We start from the raw sequence: 16,618 nt of genomic DNA on the forward strand, positions 1-16,618 counted from the left end.
GAAAGAAGGGAATTCATGTGAACACATACGAGGAAGTAATCGGATACGGTGAGCTTGAACTCGTATCCCCCTATGAAGTCCAGACGTTGCATCATCTTATGTTGACCCAAACAGTGAATGACCACGCAAGGTTAACTATAAAGGGGTTCATCCCTGCTGAAAAGAAAGACAGTTGTATGCGACATGCTAGTACGTCAGATCGAATAGAGCTGTTTCAAAAAAATAAAGGGCAACGAATACGCACACTTTTTAAAGGTCAGGTTACAGAAATGGCTGTACGTATGGTGAGGGGAGTATATCAAATTGAACTAGAGGCTGTATCATCTACGTTCACCCTAGACTGTAAACAAAAATACCGTTCCTTTCAGCATAATAAAATGACTTATCAGGCACTGTTAAAAAAGGTTTTGAAAGACTACTCAGGTGCAGATGTCATTGATACTGTGTCGAAGGCTACTCCTCTCAAGCAGTTTATATTACAATATAAAGAGACGGATTGGCAATTTTTACAACGTATGGCGTCCCATTTTCGGACAGTGCTAATCCCTGCAGTGGATGCGGATAAGCCGAAGTTCTGGTTTGGGCTACCTGAAGGACGAATGGAAAAGCTATCAGTGGCAAATTATGAAATTTTAAAGGATCGCTCTAAGTTTTTACATAGTAAGCATAATGACATCGATCAGCCAATAGAGGAGCGGGATACCGTCGCCTATGTGATCGAGTCTAAAAAGACTTTAAAGCTAGGTGATCGTGTGCAGCTCCAAGGTAAGGAGCTGGTGGTAGCCAAATCCATCGCCCAAATGAAGCAAGGCATTCTTACCTATGAGTATCATTTGCTGTTCAAAAAAGGCATACGTCAAGACAGACGAAGTATTCCGTTTCTACCAGGTACTGCAATTGAAGGAAAGGTGTTAGAGGTCAAAAAGGATCAGGTACGACTCCATCTCAGCATGGATGAGGCGCAAAAAAAGGAAGAAGCTACCTGGTTCCCATTGGCTACGCCATATACAGCAGAAGGACACAGTGGTTTTTACAGTCCTCCAGAGGTGGGCGATCATGTTCATCTTGCCTTCCCGACACATCGCGAGGAAGCTGCGATTGTTCGCCACAGTGTACGAAAAGGTGGCGAGGCCAACCCAAAAACGGCTGATCCGAAAACGTCTTATTGGGGTACGCCAAAAGGGAAGGACATGAAGCTAGATCCACAATCCGTGACATTTACGGCCAAGGAGGGTGCTGTTTTTCTGCAGCTTCATCAGGACAGCGGCATCACTGTGCATAGTAAGCCCTCCCTGCTAGTCAAAGCGAATGACACGATCACCTTCGCAGGGAAGCGAGTGTCCATGAGTGCAGCCGAATCCATGCGATTCACCTGCGGCTCCAGTAGTATAGTGTTTGACGGCATTACGGATATCCAGGGACAAGCGGTCACGATGGAAGGGTCCATCAAAGCCCCTGTGTCAGTCGCTTCACAGGAAGAAGAAGCAGACCTCGATTCCGCCCTAGACATGATGGGGATGATCCCTGTTGGTGGGGGTGATGCTTAATGGGTCTATTAGGATTAGCAGGAAGCTTACTGGGGATGATTCCGAAAGTAGGCTCCCCAAGCGGAGCGAAAAAAGGAAAGAGCGGAGGATCGAAAGGGAAGAGCTCCAAGAAATCCTCCAAAAAGAAAAGCTCCACTAAGAAAAAACAAAAGAAATCGAGTAAAAAGAAGAAAAAGAAAAAACGCAAGAAGAAAAAGAAAAAGTGGGGGAAATTCTTTACCAAGGCCCGGAAGCTAAAAAATAGTTTATCCAAGAGTAAATTGGTGAAACGGGCGAAGAAGGCCATTAAAAAAGCGATTCTGACCACGAAAAAGGTTGTGAAAAAAGCAAAGGCGGCTGTGACAAAAGCCAAGCAACAGGTAAAGGCCGCTGTCAAACAAACGAAGCAGGTAGTGAAGGAAAAGGTACTACCAGTGGTGAAAAAAGCTGCGCAAGCAACGACCAAGGCAGTGAAAAATGCTGTAAAACCTAAAAATCTGTTGAATACGCTACAAGTAGGATTAGATCTTGTAGGGTTAATCCCAGGTTTTGGCGAAATAGCGGATGGCGTGAATGGCATTATTTATCTGGCTAGAGGTGACAAGGTCAATGCGGCCCTTTCCTTTGGCGCGATGATTCCGTTTGCGGGCTGGGCGGCAACAGGCGGAAAATTAGTAAATAAAGGTGCCGGAGTAGTTAAGAGTGTCGCTGAAGGTGTTCAAAACGTGCTGAAAGGTCCAGTAGGAAGTGTAGTAGACCAAGTCAAAAAGCAAGTAGTGAACGTGAAAACCCAGATACAATCCAAAGTAGCCGAAGTCAAACAGCAACTGCGTCAGATGGTACAATCACAGCAGCAGAATTTTGCATTAGCAGGTGGAGACGTTAGATACATAGAGGATACAGGAACAGTTGGAAGAAACACACCAACTCCAAGTCCGAAACCGTCTAATAATTCTAATAAAAATAATTCAATTAAAAAAGAAATAAATTCATTAGACCAACAAATAACTGATCTGAAGAAAGCAGGAAATATAGACGAAATAAAAAAATTACAACGTGAAAGAAATAAATTAGCCAATAAACTTGATACTCCGGATGATTTAAGCAAGAATTTTAATTTGACAGAGGCAAAGGACTACGAAAGAAAAATTGATAATACTAAATATTTCTCACATGAAAAGGGGGATTTTGGAGAAGAAGTTTCTAAAATAGTAGCTAAGAAAAATGAATTAGGAGAAGATATATCAGAAATATTCCAAGTAGGCAGAAATGGTATTGATGGTACGTTTTTATCTAAAGGACCACCACCTAAGTTAACTATGATAGAATCAAAGGCTTCAGATTCTGCAATTTTTAGTTATTCAGAAAAACAAAAATTAGGTGGAAAAGAGTATTTTGAGGGCATGTTAAATAGCAACGACTCAAGATATTCTGATTTTAAAAAGCAATTTAAGAAACTTAAAAAGGAGAATCCAGGATTAGAATTAGATTTTATAAGGGTAGAAACAGATATTAAAATTACGAAAAAAGGCTTTGGCGTAGAAGAATTAAAAATAAAAGATTGGAATAAACAACTTGATTAAACGAGGTGAATATATTGATAAACCCTAAAAAATTAAAATTATCATACAATAGATATTGTGAGAATTTTGTCAAGGGAATAAAATTTGAGGAAGTAGAAGAAGAGTATATGGATAGTTTAAAGGAAAGTACCCATATTATAGAGCTCAATGAAGTTGAAAAGGATCATATTCTATTAATAAATTTAGAAACAATAAAATCATATTATTTGGCAAAATGGAAACAGAATGTATTAGTAAATCATCAAGAAAATTCTCACGAACTAAAAAAAATAATGATGATTACTTTTCATCAATGTATGGGGCAAGACCTTTATAAAAGTAAATATCCTAAAATGTCTTTGGAATATTCCTTTCAAGACGTTATTATGACCTTAATTCATTTTACAATGTTTGGTTGGGAGAAAGAGGAGGATATATTATTTAAATTTATTGAAGAGCATTTAGAAAGTCGTTGGATAAATGTGAATAATTTTAATAAACATACATGGTTCCTTTTAGAGTTATACCTCCAATTTAAAGAAAAAAACTTATTGGGGACAAATCAAAACTTAAATGTTGTAGTGAGAGAGCAGCTGAAAGAAACTAATTTAGAATATGGCTTAATACCCGAGGAGTTAGAAATTTATAGTGAGGTATTAAAACAATGGTCAACAACTAAATTAGAAGAAATAGAACCTTTAATTAACAAAATGTCTATATTCCATATGGCACTTGCTTCAGAGCTAGGGGAATCTATCGAATTTGGAGATTTTGGTTATGGATTTTACCCATACGAAATTTTGTTTTTACTTTTTGTGAGGAAGAAAAATGGATTACTTATCCCTGAAGAATTCAATGATTTCTTAATGAATACACCAGAAGCTAAAATACAAATAATGGATCCTGAACCTTACCCTGACTGGGATCCTTTATTGAAAATTATCGATAGCTTTTATCGAAAAAATTATCCAGAATATATTCCTAATCAACATGGAGAACTTTTTCAAAATTAAAAGCATTTTAGGGGGAAATCGAAATTGGGATTTAAAGATATAGTGTCTATAATCTTTGATGAGAGTGAATTGAGGGGACTAAATGATTTAGACAAAAAGGAAGATATTTATCAATGGATATTAGAACATGGGATGTCCACTAAAAGGTTTCTCTATCTTGATTTTAGAGGGGAAGAAGACTATGAAATAGTGAACTTTATCTTAGATTATGAAAGTAAATATGATATCGAGTTAGCTTCACAAAAAGAACTTGGGCAACTTGGCGAATATGAGTATGAGTTTTTACAAGAAAAAATAAGAGAAGTGAACAAAATTATTTCTTCTAAAGGGTATGGATTATTTTCATTTCCAACTACAGGTGATTATTATGCATTGTTCATTTCGATTCTAGCAAATAAAAAAGAACTCCTTCAAGATGAATTACTGGTGAATGAAAATGTACCTTTACGAGAAAGATATATACAGTTGTATGAATAGTTTTGTTTATAGTCTTAACGATTTAGTATATCCAGAAAGAATATTGTTTGTGGAAATAAGAAGATAGCTTAAAGGTGGAATTGTTGCTTGGACGCCAAAACGACCAAATGTTCTAGTAGGTATCGATGCTAGAAAGTGGATTTTTCTGTTCACAACAATTATGTATAGGGTTAGAAGTGATGAGCAATTGAAGTAAGAGCAAAATAAACTTTTCGATATATTAATTATAACCTTGATTGGCTAACCACCTTTCAAGGTTTTTTGTTATGGTTAAATAAAAAGACAGCCTATATTTACTGTGAGAATATCTGCTTTACAGTACAGGTGTTAAATAAAGCTCCCATTTACAAAATCAACATGTTATAAAGGCAGTACTATCAAAGAGTGTTACCCGATGCTAAAAAGCTTGAGACCTAGGAATAGTTCAATTACAAAGGTAAAAACTTCGTCAGGGGATAAAAACAGGATAACAAGTGAAGCCGAACTAAAAGCCCTATTAGATGAGCACAGAAAAACGAGAGTTATCGGCAGTGATGGTGAACCAATCACAACACTTGCAGATAAACGCAAGGTCTTAAGTGCAGAATCAACTGTCACTCCAGATGGCCTATATCCTTATGTGATGCTAGGCTCCAAAATGTCATATGCTCTGTTTATTGAGGATTATCTCAAAGTGTCTGATGCAAATGCGCCAATTAAAGAAAATTTTGAAGCAGCGGTCTCATTAATTAACCCTGTTCGGAAAGTGAAAAAGGGTGAAGAAGTATTAGAAAACGTACGAAATTGGGAAAAGGTAATAGAAGAAACCTACGATCTTGCCAATAATATCCAAAAGGCAAAGGATGCAAAGACAACCCAAAAAGAAATCGATCAACTAGGCGAGTATGTGAAGAAGCATGATAAGGGTATGGATAAAGGTGATGATTTTGCTAAAGAACCATTCTTGCCTGATAAGTACTACAAAAATAATTATGCTCCTGATGATGGGACTCCAGGAGCTAGATTTGATTTTAGTCGTTTAGGTTCAAGTGGACAGATTGAGAATTCAAGAGTTATTTATGACCAAGCAGGGAAACAGAAATTTAGAATTGATTATTCAGATCATGGAAACTCGTTACATCATACAAACCCACATATGCATGAAAATATTTGGCAAGATGGTGGAAAAAGTGCTAGAGAAATTAAGTATTTCATAGATCCAGAAAATGGAAGATTAAGAAAAGGGAAAATAAACATAAAAACAAACAGTATTGAATTTATTGATTAATAGGAGGGAAATTTAAGTTGCATATTAAGAATTACCAAAATATGACAGAAAAGTTGAATTGTATGGGCTCATGGGCTTATGAAGAAATAGTTGAAATTAAATACAATATTGAACAAGATTATGAGGATAATTTTATAACGGTACTTGATCTTACTTTCAAAGTAGAGGTAATAAAAACAAAGCAATGGTTTAAATTGAAGAAAAGATATTACAATGTTTCTAATTTTTCTTTAGACAAGGTAACAAATCTATATTTAACAAATAGTTTAATTATCCATGATAAAAAGGAGTTAGGATGGGATAGTGATAAAAGATACCATGTTCATGATGATAGCGGTTATGGAGAAAATGATGGATATAATTTCATTGAATTTTATTGTAGTTCTATTGAAGCACTCTCTTTAGAGGAATTTTACTCGACTTTGGATTAAGAATATTTGTTGGCAATGAAAAAGTGACTGGTTTACAGTTAAAGATTTCCTTGAATTTGATTTAATAACTCATGAAGGCAGAGCCATCAAGAAGTGCTATTTTAACAATTAAGCAATAAGAGCGAGAATAGGCGAGATGACAATTTATTTACAAGGACCACTTATGGATGTGATAAGCAACAAACACACGAGATTAAACAAGCTAAAGTGTTTAAACGTTACACTTGCCATGTAGTAAAAAAGATGTCGTACTGTCAATACTAAAATAACTTATAAAACTTGCCAATATTAATCAACTTAGAAAATTTATAAACTTAAAGCATCTGATTGTCTATAATAGGCGACAGGTGCTTTTATACATGTTTAAGTACGTAAATTGAAAAGGTTACGATTTAAGAGCATCAATAAAAGTGTTCAAAATGCGAATAAAGGTCTCTTAGGCAGTGTAAAAGAAACAGTCAAAAAACAAGTAGTGAACGTGAAAACCCAGATACAATCCAAAGTAGCCGAAGTCAAACAGCAACTGCGTCAGATGGTGCGACCACCACAGCAGCAGAAGTTTGCATGAGCAGGTGGAGACGTTAGATACATAGAGGATACAGGAACAGTTGGAAGAAACACACCAACTCCAAGTCCGAAGCCGTCTAATACCCAACCATCACAAAATGGCTCGAATAAAAAGCCTGCTGAGGATAAGGGTACGGGTAACCTTAAACCACAAGGTCTTATGGATGAACTTGCTAATAGTGGTGTAAAGTATAATCCTAATGATGTAGTTGCCGTAACTAAAAACGCTGATGGCAAAATAGTATGGCTTGAAAATGGAAATTCACAGGCAGGGTTTAATCATATTCTTAATCATGCTGATGAATTTGCCACCAAAGGAATTAATCAAAGTCAATTGCCTGAATTTATTACAAAGGCGGTAAGTGAAGGTAAAATCGTTGGATATCAAGGAAAGGGCACTGGAAGACCTATTTACGAAATCAACTTTAATGGACAAACGCAAAGGGTTGCAATAACTACGGGTAGCAATGGATTTATTGTAGGCGCAAATCCAGTCTCTATAAAATAGGAGGAAACATGAAAAAAATAAAACTATACTTGGAATATCAGTGCTATCCAATGTGGATTTACGATGAAGACGGTGAGCTAGTTGATAATGATATTGCTAGTGAACTTATGAATGAGCAATCGATTGTTAAAGCACTAGATGCAATTCAAGAAACGTATGATAACTTATTTGAGGATAACGAAGTGAGTTTTGAATTTAAGGGTTTTGCACAGGAACAAGATAGAGAACATTTTCTACGTTTAGTTAGCGAAACCGCCAACTCGATTGAAAGCAAATTAAGCGATAATTATAAGGTCGAAAATAAAATAATTCTTTGAGAGTTTATTACCTTGACTGGCTATATACTTTTCAAGGTTTTTTCTTAACTCAAAGAAGTTTGTGGTTAAAAAGTAATCTGATATTTGATTCGAAAACTCATGAAGGCTGGACCATCAAGGAGTACAATGTAAACATTGGTTTAGGAAGAAAAATGTGAGAATTAAGCGGGATGACATTTTACATACAGGAGGTAGTTTTGTATGGAATAGTGACTAAATAAACGATAATGACAAAGCTCGTGGCGATAAACAAGGATATAAATAGTTTTTTAATTGTGTACAGTTAAAGATATCCTTGAATTTGAATTAATAACTCATGAAGGCTAGACCATCAAGAAGTGCTATTTTAACGCTAATGTAATAAGAGCGAGAATAGGCGAGATGACATTTTACTTACAAGGGACCACTTATGGATGTCATAGGGACGAAACACACGAGATTAAACAAGCTAAAGTGTTTAAACGTTACACTTGCCAAGTAGTATAAAAGATGTCATATTGTCGATATAAAAATAACTTATAAAACTTTCAAATATATTAATAAACTTAGAAAATTTATAAACTTAAAGCACTTGATTGTCTATAACAGGCGACAAGTGCTTTTATGCATGTTTAAGTACGTAAATTGAAAAGATTACGATTTAAGAGCATCAATAAAAGTGTTCAAAATGCGAATAAAGGTCTCTTAGGCAGTGTAAAAGAAATAGTCAAAAAACAAGTAGTGAACGTGAAAACCCAGATACAATCCAAAGTAGCCGAAGTCAAACAGCAACTGCGTCAGATGGTACAATCACAGCAGCAGAATTTTGCATTAGCAGGTGGAGACGTTAGATACATAGAGGATACAGGAACAGTTGGAAGAAACACACCAACTCCAAGTCCGAAACCATCTAATACCCAACCATCACAAAATAGCTCGAATAAAAAGCCTGCTGAGGATAAGGGTACGGTAAAAGATGTTACTTTTAAAAAGGGTTATGATACACATTTAACCGAAGTGGAGGGTTTTAAAGCAAAACCGAATATTGGAATAAAGGGTGGTCACAATCTTGAGAACTTTGAACAATTTATTTTAGATAACTTTGGTAATCAAGTTAAGGATATTAATCAAGCTGTTACTAAAACGTCTCATCCTGATATTTCAGGAATTTATGAGGTAAAATATAAGCTTCCTGTTTATGATGGATTGAGTAAAGAAAATGGTGGAAAAGGTAACTTTACTGGACAGTGGAAAGAGTATAAGAATCCTAAGACAGTATATGACCCAAAGGTTTTTTCTGATGAACAGATATTAAAGTTGGGTAGAGAAGCAATGGAAGAAGGTATTAGTAATAATAGGATAATTCAAGGTGGAGATAGGTCACCAAGTGATATGGTAGAAGGGTATGTCAATGTAAATGGGAAACAATTGAAATTTATGGGCTTTAAAGACAAAAATACAGGTGAGATTTCGAATTTCTTCCCAGTTCTAGATTAAATGTTAAAGGAGTGTTTGTTATGAGTGAGGAAGTTTTTATTGTTGAAGAATTTACAGAAAAAGTTGAGTTGATGCGTCTATATTACAAAATAATAGGTGATGGGAAGTTTATGGAAGCGATTGAAAATTTCAAAAACAAACAAGGTTTTGGGATTGATCCAGTATGTTGTATTTTTGCAAATGAATATCAGCCAGGAGAAGAGGGGTATTTTGGTGAAACTGGTGTTAACTTCAGTATACAACCTCCTATGGCTGAAGTTGAGGAAAATGCTATTGTAGATGAAAATGTATTTTTTCAATATTTAACAGAGGCTGGGGAAGACTATTTAACAAGACGACCTCAAGATCGAACAAGAGTTGAAGTTTCCTTAAAAGAACTAAAAGAAATTTTAAATTTATCATAATTTAAGATGGAGAAGAAATAGATATTTCAAGACACATTTACCAGATTTTAGATTAATCAAAAGTACTAGTATATATGTGAGAAGAAGTGGGTTAAATGTTAAATTTGGAGTAGGAATAAAATTATTTTTTGAATATTTAACTATCACCTTGAGAGGCTAACTACCTTTCAAGGTTTTTTGTTATGGTTAAAACAATACGACTTTAGGAAGACAACCCATATTTACTGTGAGAATTTGTGGTTTACAGTGTAGGTGTTAAATAAAGCTCCCACATTTACAAAATCAATATGTCATGAAGGCAGTACTATCAAGAGTGTTACCCGATGATAAAAAGCGTGAGAAGTAAGCGAGATGACATTTTACATGGCGAGGGTATATGGGGCGGGGAATGGTTAATAACGAATGATACTGACAAAGCTCGTGGCGATAAATACAAGGTATAATATGACAGAGTCATTTAAAACTTGTTTACGGTTAATGATTCCTTGAATTTGAATTAATACTCATGAAGGCTAGACCATCAAGGAGTGCTATGTAAACAGTGGTCTAGGAAGAAAAGTGTGAGAATTAGGCGAGATGACATTTTACATGCAGGAGATAGTTTTGTATGGAATAGTGACTAAATAAACGAAAATGACAAAGCTCGTGGCGATAAACAACGGGAAACTTAAAAAGGTATTTCGGCTCTGCCTTAGCCTAAATGAGACGGTATATCCCTGGTGAACTAAAAAAAGTTAGCACTCCAAAGACTGTATATGATCCAAAAATAATTTCAAATGAACAAATATTAAAGTGGGTGAAGAAGCGATGAAGAATGGAGAAGTAGTTGGGAGGAAGATTACCGGTACTTCTCAAAACGGTTTGAAGTTTCAAGGGTATATTGATGAAGCAACAGGAGAAGTTACAAATTTTTTCCCAATTTTAACTGATTAATAGTTTGGAGAGTGAGACAATGGAAGATAAAAACAAGGAACTAGTCAATTACTTCTTTCAGATTATGGGAGACGAAAGATTTTTGACTGTGTTAGAAAAGTATGCAAATCGAGAAGGATATGGGATTGAACATGTGTGGTGTGTTTTTGCAGACGACTATGAAGAATGGGAAGAAGATTACTTCGGCGATGAAGGGATAGCTTTTTATTTCGATTATCCTGCAGTAGAAGAAGATGAGGAAGTAGTATTAGACTATGAAACTTTATATATATATTTAAGAGAAATTGCAGATAGCTACCTAGTAAAACACCCAGAAAATGAGTTAGAGATAGGTGATTACATGATTAAAATTAAAGAGAGATATAAGATAGAGCAATAGAAGAAAAATGTGTTTCAGAAGAGTTAGACTTTTCTTTAACACTATAAAACATTCTGAAATAAGTTGCATAAATATTTTTGAATCAAGAGTTCATGATGGTAGTACCATCATGAAGTTTGATTGTAAAAATAAGATAAAGTAAAAATTGTGCGAGTGACATTTTACATGCAGGAGATAGTTTTGTATGGAATAGTGACTAAATAAACGATAATGACAAAGCTCGTGGCGATGAACAAGGATATAAATAGATTTTAATTGTGTACAGTTAAAGATATCCTTGAATTTGAATTAATAACCCATGAAGGCTAGACCATCAAGGAGTGCTATTTTAACAATTAAGCAATAAGAGCGAGAATAGGCGAGATGACAATTTATTTACAAGGGACCACTTATGGATGGCATAAGCAACAAACACACGAGATTAAACAAGCTAAAGGGTTTAAACGTTACACTTGCCATGTGGTAACAAAGATGTCATACTATCAATACTAAAATAACTTATAAAACTTGCAAATATATTAATAAACTTAGAAAATTTATAAACTTAAAGCACTTGATTGTCTATAACAGGCGACAAGTGCTTTTTCATATTTAAATACGTAAATTGAAAAGCTCGCTTATTTAATTAGTGTACTAAGTGTTAAATTTTATACAAGTATTAGCATACAAGGGGAAGAACAGGCAATGGAAATAGAGGTTTCGATAGATAAGTTCATTATAGATTATAAGGATGTACCACATTCAGCATTTTTACGGGTTTATATGTTGGGGGTGAAGAAATATCAAGTGAAAATGAAGATTTATAGTGGAACATATAGCTATGAATTGCACATGTGGAAAAGTGACGATGTATACATTCATATGTATTTTAAAAACTTTAGAGAAACAGAAGGTCACTTACATACCCTAAGGATTGAGACAAGGCCAGAGCATTACTCACATTTTAGAGAAATACTAGAGATGATAGGGAAGCGGGCAAGTCGAGTAGAATTTGTGAGCTGTGATGTTGCGTATGATATACAAACGGGGTTAGAAAATATAGTGGTGATACCGACAGATATACGGAGGAATATGACACACTTTGATACAACACGGTATCTTGGTAGAAGCGACCAACGTAAACGGAATGGTTTCTGTAGGATTTATGATAAACGGCTAGAACTAGCAAGGAATAAAGGAATTTATTTAGCACATGAATTAAGTCGAAGAGAAGTTGTGTATAAGGTAATAGAGCAAGTATTTGCCCTAATCAAACATCTGCCGAAATAGAATGGATATTATTTTGCGGCGATAGTCATAGATTGGGAAGAATTGAAGAAAAAAATATCATGAACGGAGGCATTACTATCAAGTTAGGACAGAAGATGGGGGAAATTCGCATCTGCAATTATAGTCTACTTTATAGTATGTTAGATAGAGAAGGGGGACATGTAATCCTATGGTAGATGCAAATATGAAAGAACGATTGTTTGCCACTTTATATGGTGGGATAGTTGGTGATTTGATGGGCGTACCTGTCGAGTTTAAGAAGCGGGGGACTTTCCGTGTAGAAAATGTGATAGGATATGGAACTTACAATCAACCACCGGGAACATGGTCAGATGATACTTCTTTAACGCTATGTTTAGTGGAAAACATGATTGAAAAAGGCGATACAGGAAGCTTAATGGATAAGTTTGTACGATATATGGAGCAAGGCTATTTGACACCTTTTGGGGAAATGTTTGATATTGGCATCACGACTGCTGAAGCTGTGTCAAGCTATAAAAAGGGAGTTGTGCCTGAGCAATGTGGAAAAACGGGCGAGTTTGATAATGGCAACGGAACGCTGATGAGGATTGCACCTTTAGTTTTTGTATTGATGAATGAAGGTGATTTTAACAAAAGAAAAGCGTTGGTCCAGGAATATACCATGATCACGCATGGTCATCCACGTTCAATAGTAGGGTCTATCATTTATATTGAGTTATTATTAAGTTTATATCGAAATAATTCACTGGAGCTTGCATTAAATGAGGTATATAACTTGCTGCAAAGTAATTTACAGCGTGAATTGCATACAGAGTTAAATGCCTACAGTAGAATCTTTGATGAGAACTTTTTACGTATCTCTGAAGACGAAATTTATTCAAGTGGTTATATTGTGCACTCACTTGAGGCAGCCATATGGAGTGTTGGTCATGCAGCTACCTTCAAAGAAGCTATTTTAAAGGCAGTCAATTTAGGAGAAGATACGGATACTATAGCGGCAATAACGGGTGCTTTAGCGGGTATGTGCTATCATCTGGAGGGAATTCCAGCTGATTGGTTGAACGCAATTGTAAAAAAACAAGAGATTGATGATTTAATCGAAGCTTTTTATGAGTTTTGTTTGGTAAAGAATTGAAGAATCTTCAAAGAGGAGGTGACAAAATGTCTCCTTTACATAATATTGTTACTGGCAATCCTCCAGCAAGTGAGCATGATATTCTGCTAATAGAACAGACGATGGCTATTCAACTTCCACAAGAATATAAAAATGTTCTGAAAGAGGCCAATGGTTTTGCACTTACGAATGGTGTTTTAATATATGGTACCGAGGAAATAATGGAAAGAAATGAGACCTGGGAAGTGAGTGAATATGCAAAAGGCTATGTTGCCATAGGGGATGATGGTGGCGGAATGGTCTTTTTAATGGCGTTAGAGAAAGAAGCTTGTCAGGTTTTTGTTGTGGATGTTGGCGATATGAATCCGCAGCATGCTATATTGGTCTCTTCCCAATTAAACAGGTGGCTACAAGAAGGTTAATACGGATTGAAAAAGTATAAAATGAAGAAGCTTGTTCCTAGCATTAGGAGCAAGCTTTTTCTATGTCAAACTATGGAGAACTAAGCAAATTCATTACATATTCTATTATATTATTGTATTTTTTAGAAAATTATGTTGAATTGTAGGTGAATGATGGTATAATCAATTTATAGTTACAAATATGGTTAATAATTCCTTTGTGTGGAGGTTTTATTGGATAATAATAGTAACTATAAAAAACTAATGAAATGGAGCGATTTTATGATTAACATGGTTCAATATTTAGAGCAAAATCCGTCGTTGGTAACATTGTTAAAAGAAAAGAAAGCTTCTCTTGTTGGTGTAACAGAACTGGAACAAAAGGCAATTTTGGATTCGTTTGATGAAGATGTATGTTTAGAAAGTACAATTTGGTATTAAATTTTAATTATAAAAAATGGTTTTGGCTTGCTGTAAGTACATATTTGGTAATTGGGCTTTATTTACTAAATGTTACATACAGCAAGCCTATTTTAAGTATGGATGTTCAAAACGAGAATGGACAATGGATTTTAATAGAGCCATATTATAAAGAATGGGCTGAAAAACATAAAATAAAAAAAGGCGATATTATTTTAGAAGTTGATGGAAAACAGATTGATAGTCTCCGTGATTTAAAGTACGAACCTGTGATTCGTGCCGCTAGAGAATTGACAATAATGAAAGATAATGGGGCTGTTATAAACCTAAATATTAAGTTATATGATATACCTGAACAATTTTTTTATGTTTTAATAGTTCCTTTTTGTTATTTCCTTCTTACGTTATTTATCACTTTATATTTGTATTATAAACAAAAAAATACAATTCTTTTAAATTTATTGATTCTTTTTATCTTAACGGTTTCCTTAGCTTATGTTAGTAGTGGAGCATCTGCTAGGTTAAATCTTTTAGGAATAATAATCAATCGAAGCAGTATGCTACTTTGTTTAGTTATACTATTACACTTTTTAAAAATATATTTTGAGTTTATGGATTTAAAATGGTTGTTTACTAAAAAAATTAATTTGTTTTATACGATTCCCATTGCAGGTGTGGTATTAAGTGTCTTTAGCAATCTGTATCCCTCTACTCATTTTGAAAATTCGTTCATTATTTTAAGCCTTTTTTTCTTTTTATTGCTGGTGATTCTAGGAATAATAATACTAGGATACATCAAATATAAAACGCCACAGTTAAAAATATTGTTAAGTAGTATTATCATTCCATTTTTGCCGTTTTTATTTCTTTATGCACTACCTGAAATACTATTTCATAAACAATTATTAGAAGCTGATATATGTTCTTTATTTCTCATGCTCATTCCTTTAAGCTTCTTGTTCACACAACTTACAGAACGTATATTTGATATGGAGTACTTTATATCGAGAATACGCTATTACTTTAATTTCTCATTTGCTTTTACCATTTGGCTTTTGGGTGGTTTGTATTTATTGACGGATTTATCGATTACACGTATGACGGAGCTATTCTTTTTTACGTTTCTCTCCTTAATGGCGTTGTTTTACATTAAGGAGCGGGTTGATTATCGTAAGCGAAAGATTTTGTTTTCTACGAAAGGTGACTATATCCATCGCTTATATACGACCGTCGATAGTATAGGCAGAGTTGTGAAGATCGAGGATTTATTGGAGAAGTTTGTCCAGGAAGTTGTGCTCCAGCTTGAGATGGAGAGCGTTTATGTTCTCACGTATGATTTTCAAACACACCAAGTTACATTAACGAACAAATCCAAGGAATACAATCAACATCAAATTGATGAGGTTTTACTTGAGCGATTAGTTTTAGGGGATATTAAAAAGACAGATCATTTCTATATAGCCTTTATTCATCAAGATGCAAATTATAAAAGAATCCTTGTGGTGGATCATAATAAATCTATTTATCTGAAGGATGAGGAATTGCTATGGCTGGAATTGTTGCTGTTATATTTAAATAACTTTATTGAAAATACTAAAATGGTCGAGGACCTCTTAGATCAGTTAAAGCATATGAAAGAGGCAGATAATCGTCAGCTGCCCTGGCTCAATAAATTACTTTGGCTCCGTTTTGAGGAGGAGAAGTATCAGTTAGCCCAAGAGCTTCATGATACGATATTACAGGAGCAGCTTCATATTGCCAGAGAAATGGATGTCCTGATGCACATGAAGGATTCAGAAAATATACCCATTAAACTGAGGAAGCTCCACGAGCATATGATTACCTCTCTGAATGATTTACGAGGATACTGTGAAAATTTAAAGCCCCCTTTGTTAGATACATTGGGCTTAAATGCTGCACTTGAGAAGCTGATTCAAAAAATTCAAAAACGGGCTAATTTTGTATTGTTATATACTATAGATCGACTTTACTTAGAGGATGAGCGTTTAAATTTAATGATTTATCGACTGTTTCAAGAATTATTAAACAATGCGTTAAAACATTCCTATGCCAATACCGTTACCATCTATTTATTAAGCACGGAAGAAGGCTTTGAAGTTTTGTATAGTGATGATGGGGTAGGGTGTAATTTAGATGACATTATGCTGGCCGAATCAATGGGCATTCAAGGTATGCAAGAGAGGGTTCAGGCTTTTAATGGGAAATTCACATTAAACAGTAAGGTAGGAGAAGGGATGATGATTCGTATATGCGTAAGTGAAACTCAACATCCGTATCCTTATGCGTATAGTACGCTGAACCGCCCTACTTATATGATTCGAGGATAAGTAGATGAACAGAAGGCATATATCCAATACAATTTTCACCTTTTAATCTCTTCATGTTTTTTTATGAATGTGGATTAGAAGGCTTTTGTTTTTTGAGTATAAACTAATATCAAAATATTGTTATTGTAGAGATAAGAATACAGGAGAATATACACTTTTTTGAATTCTTTCCCCTGAATAAAGGAAATCAGGGAGATGTGGCCGATATAATTCAATAGAAGGAT

The 16,618-nt window shown here is 34.9% G+C and carries 18 protein-coding genes; all 18 read left to right on the forward strand.

Annotation, left to right across the window (positions count from 1 at the left end; translation table 11 throughout):
• Positions 1-17 precede the first annotated feature (17 nt).
• The 18 genes from ACOZBY_RS07965 to ACOZBY_RS08050 all read left to right on the forward strand — a co-directional run bounded on the left by ACOZBY_RS07965 (position 18) and on the right by ACOZBY_RS08050 (position 16,394).
• Positions 18-1,547, forward strand: coding sequence for a contractile injection system protein, VgrG/Pvc8 family (locus ACOZBY_RS07965; RefSeq protein WP_422761949.1), 1,530 nt, complete (start codon positions 18-20; stop codon positions 1,545-1,547).
• The gene (locus ACOZBY_RS07970) at positions 1,547-3,109 is read left to right on the forward strand and encodes a hypothetical protein (RefSeq protein WP_422761951.1); all 1,563 of its coding nucleotides are present in this window, start codon (positions 1,547-1,549) and stop codon (positions 3,107-3,109) included. Before ACOZBY_RS07965 ends, ACOZBY_RS07970 begins: the two co-directional genes overlap by 1 nt.
• 14 nt (positions 3,110-3,123) lie before the next feature.
• Positions 3,124-4,101 (forward strand): hypothetical protein, encoded by a 978-nt coding sequence (locus tag ACOZBY_RS07975; protein ID WP_422761953.1) that lies wholly within the window; start codon positions 3,124-3,126, stop codon positions 4,099-4,101.
• Between the two features lie 24 nt (positions 4,102-4,125).
• Positions 4,126-4,578, forward strand: coding sequence for a hypothetical protein (locus ACOZBY_RS07980; RefSeq protein WP_197148322.1), 453 nt, complete (start codon positions 4,126-4,128; stop codon positions 4,576-4,578).
• 394 nt (positions 4,579-4,972) lie between these two features.
• Positions 4,973-5,845, forward strand: a complete 873-nt coding sequence (locus ACOZBY_RS07985; RefSeq protein ID WP_422761955.1) for a hypothetical protein — start codon at positions 4,973-4,975, stop codon at positions 5,843-5,845.
• Positions 5,846-5,862: 17 nt separating this feature from the next.
• Positions 5,863-6,276, forward strand: coding sequence for a hypothetical protein (locus tag ACOZBY_RS07990; RefSeq protein ID WP_422761957.1), 414 nt, complete (start codon positions 5,863-5,865; stop codon positions 6,274-6,276).
• 376 nt (positions 6,277-6,652) lie between these two features.
• Positions 6,653-6,844, forward strand: a complete 192-nt coding sequence (locus ACOZBY_RS07995) for a hypothetical protein (RefSeq protein ID WP_422761959.1) — start codon at positions 6,653-6,655, stop codon at positions 6,842-6,844.
• Positions 6,845-7,003: 159 nt separating this feature from the next.
• On the forward strand, positions 7,004-7,351 hold the full coding sequence (locus tag ACOZBY_RS08000; RefSeq protein ID WP_422761961.1) for a hypothetical protein: 348 nt from the start codon (positions 7,004-7,006) through the stop codon (positions 7,349-7,351).
• A gap of 8 nt (positions 7,352-7,359) precedes the next feature.
• Entirely contained in the window at positions 7,360-7,668 is a 309-nt protein-coding gene (locus ACOZBY_RS08005) for a hypothetical protein (RefSeq protein ID WP_048016398.1), read from the forward strand.
• A gap of 624 nt (positions 7,669-8,292) precedes the next feature.
• Entirely contained in the window at positions 8,293-9,144 is an 852-nt protein-coding gene (locus ACOZBY_RS08010) for a CdiA family toxin C-terminal domain-containing protein (RefSeq protein ID WP_422761963.1), read from the forward strand.
• A gap of 20 nt (positions 9,145-9,164) precedes the next feature.
• A complete protein-coding gene (gene cdiI, locus ACOZBY_RS08015) occupies positions 9,165-9,548 on the forward strand; it encodes a ribonuclease toxin immunity protein CdiI (RefSeq protein ID WP_422761965.1) in 384 nt (127 codons plus the stop codon).
• Between the two features lie 807 nt (positions 9,549-10,355).
• The gene (locus ACOZBY_RS08020) at positions 10,356-10,481 is read left to right on the forward strand and encodes a CdiA family toxin C-terminal domain-containing protein (protein ID WP_249659484.1); all 126 of its coding nucleotides are present in this window, start codon (positions 10,356-10,358) and stop codon (positions 10,479-10,481) included.
• Positions 10,482-10,500: 19 nt separating this feature from the next.
• Positions 10,501-10,860 (forward strand): ribonuclease toxin immunity protein CdiI, encoded by a 360-nt coding sequence (cdiI, locus tag ACOZBY_RS08025; protein WP_422761967.1) that lies wholly within the window; start codon positions 10,501-10,503, stop codon positions 10,858-10,860.
• A gap of 684 nt (positions 10,861-11,544) precedes the next feature.
• Entirely contained in the window at positions 11,545-12,129 is a 585-nt protein-coding gene (locus ACOZBY_RS08030; protein WP_422761969.1) for a replication initiation protein, read from the forward strand.
• A gap of 169 nt (positions 12,130-12,298) precedes the next feature.
• Positions 12,299-13,246: an ADP-ribosylglycohydrolase family protein gene (locus tag ACOZBY_RS08035; RefSeq protein WP_422761971.1), complete on the forward strand. Its 948-nt coding sequence runs from the start codon at positions 12,299-12,301 to the stop codon at positions 13,244-13,246.
• Between the two features lie 26 nt (positions 13,247-13,272).
• Complete coding sequence (locus ACOZBY_RS08040) at positions 13,273-13,647, forward strand: SMI1/KNR4 family protein (RefSeq protein WP_422761973.1); 375 nt, start codon at positions 13,273-13,275, stop codon at positions 13,645-13,647.
• A gap of 261 nt (positions 13,648-13,908) precedes the next feature.
• Positions 13,909-14,067, forward strand: coding sequence for a competence pheromone ComX (gene comX / locus ACOZBY_RS08045; protein WP_031417376.1), 159 nt, complete (start codon positions 13,909-13,911; stop codon positions 14,065-14,067).
• Positions 14,040-16,394: an ATP-binding protein gene (locus ACOZBY_RS08050; RefSeq protein ID WP_200990494.1), complete on the forward strand. Its 2,355-nt coding sequence runs from the start codon at positions 14,040-14,042 to the stop codon at positions 16,392-16,394. The genes comX and ACOZBY_RS08050 overlap by 28 nt, the downstream gene beginning before the upstream one ends.
• Positions 16,395-16,618 lie beyond the last annotated feature (224 nt).

Origin of the sequence: Lysinibacillus sp. NPDC056220 (assembly GCF_049315265.1) — a bacterium.
Classification (GTDB): Bacteria; Bacillota; Bacilli; order Bacillales_A; family Planococcaceae; genus Lysinibacillus; species Lysinibacillus pinottii.

What these genes read in the sequence shown, in the direction of transcription:
- ACOZBY_RS08035 (WP_422761971.1), top strand. Translation starts at nt 12,299, where the DNA reads ATGGTAGATGCAAATATGAAAGAACGATTGTTTGCCACTTTATATGGT.
- comX (WP_031417376.1), top strand. Translation starts at nt 13,909, where the DNA reads ATGATTAACATGGTTCAATATTTAGAGCAAAATCCGTCGTTGGTAACA.
- ACOZBY_RS08030 (WP_422761969.1), top strand. Translation starts at nt 11,545, where the DNA reads ATGGAAATAGAGGTTTCGATAGATAAGTTCATTATAGATTATAAGGAT.
- ACOZBY_RS08050 (WP_200990494.1), top strand. Translation starts at nt 14,040, where the DNA reads ATGTTTAGAAAGTACAATTTGGTATTAAATTTTAATTATAAAAAATGG.
- cdiI (WP_422761965.1), top strand. Translation starts at nt 9,165, where the DNA reads ATGAGTGAGGAAGTTTTTATTGTTGAAGAATTTACAGAAAAAGTTGAG.
- ACOZBY_RS08000 (WP_422761961.1), top strand. Translation starts at nt 7,004, where the DNA reads ATGGATGAACTTGCTAATAGTGGTGTAAAGTATAATCCTAATGATGTA.
- ACOZBY_RS07970 (WP_422761951.1), top strand. Translation starts at nt 1,547, where the DNA reads ATGGGTCTATTAGGATTAGCAGGAAGCTTACTGGGGATGATTCCGAAA.
- ACOZBY_RS08020 (WP_249659484.1), top strand. Translation starts at nt 10,356, where the DNA reads ATGAAGAATGGAGAAGTAGTTGGGAGGAAGATTACCGGTACTTCTCAA.
- ACOZBY_RS08040 (WP_422761973.1), top strand. Translation starts at nt 13,273, where the DNA reads ATGTCTCCTTTACATAATATTGTTACTGGCAATCCTCCAGCAAGTGAG.
- cdiI (WP_422761967.1), top strand. Translation starts at nt 10,501, where the DNA reads ATGGAAGATAAAAACAAGGAACTAGTCAATTACTTCTTTCAGATTATG.
- ACOZBY_RS08005 (WP_048016398.1), top strand. Translation starts at nt 7,360, where the DNA reads ATGAAAAAAATAAAACTATACTTGGAATATCAGTGCTATCCAATGTGG.
- ACOZBY_RS07985 (WP_422761955.1), top strand. Translation starts at nt 4,973, where the DNA reads ATGCTAAAAAGCTTGAGACCTAGGAATAGTTCAATTACAAAGGTAAAA.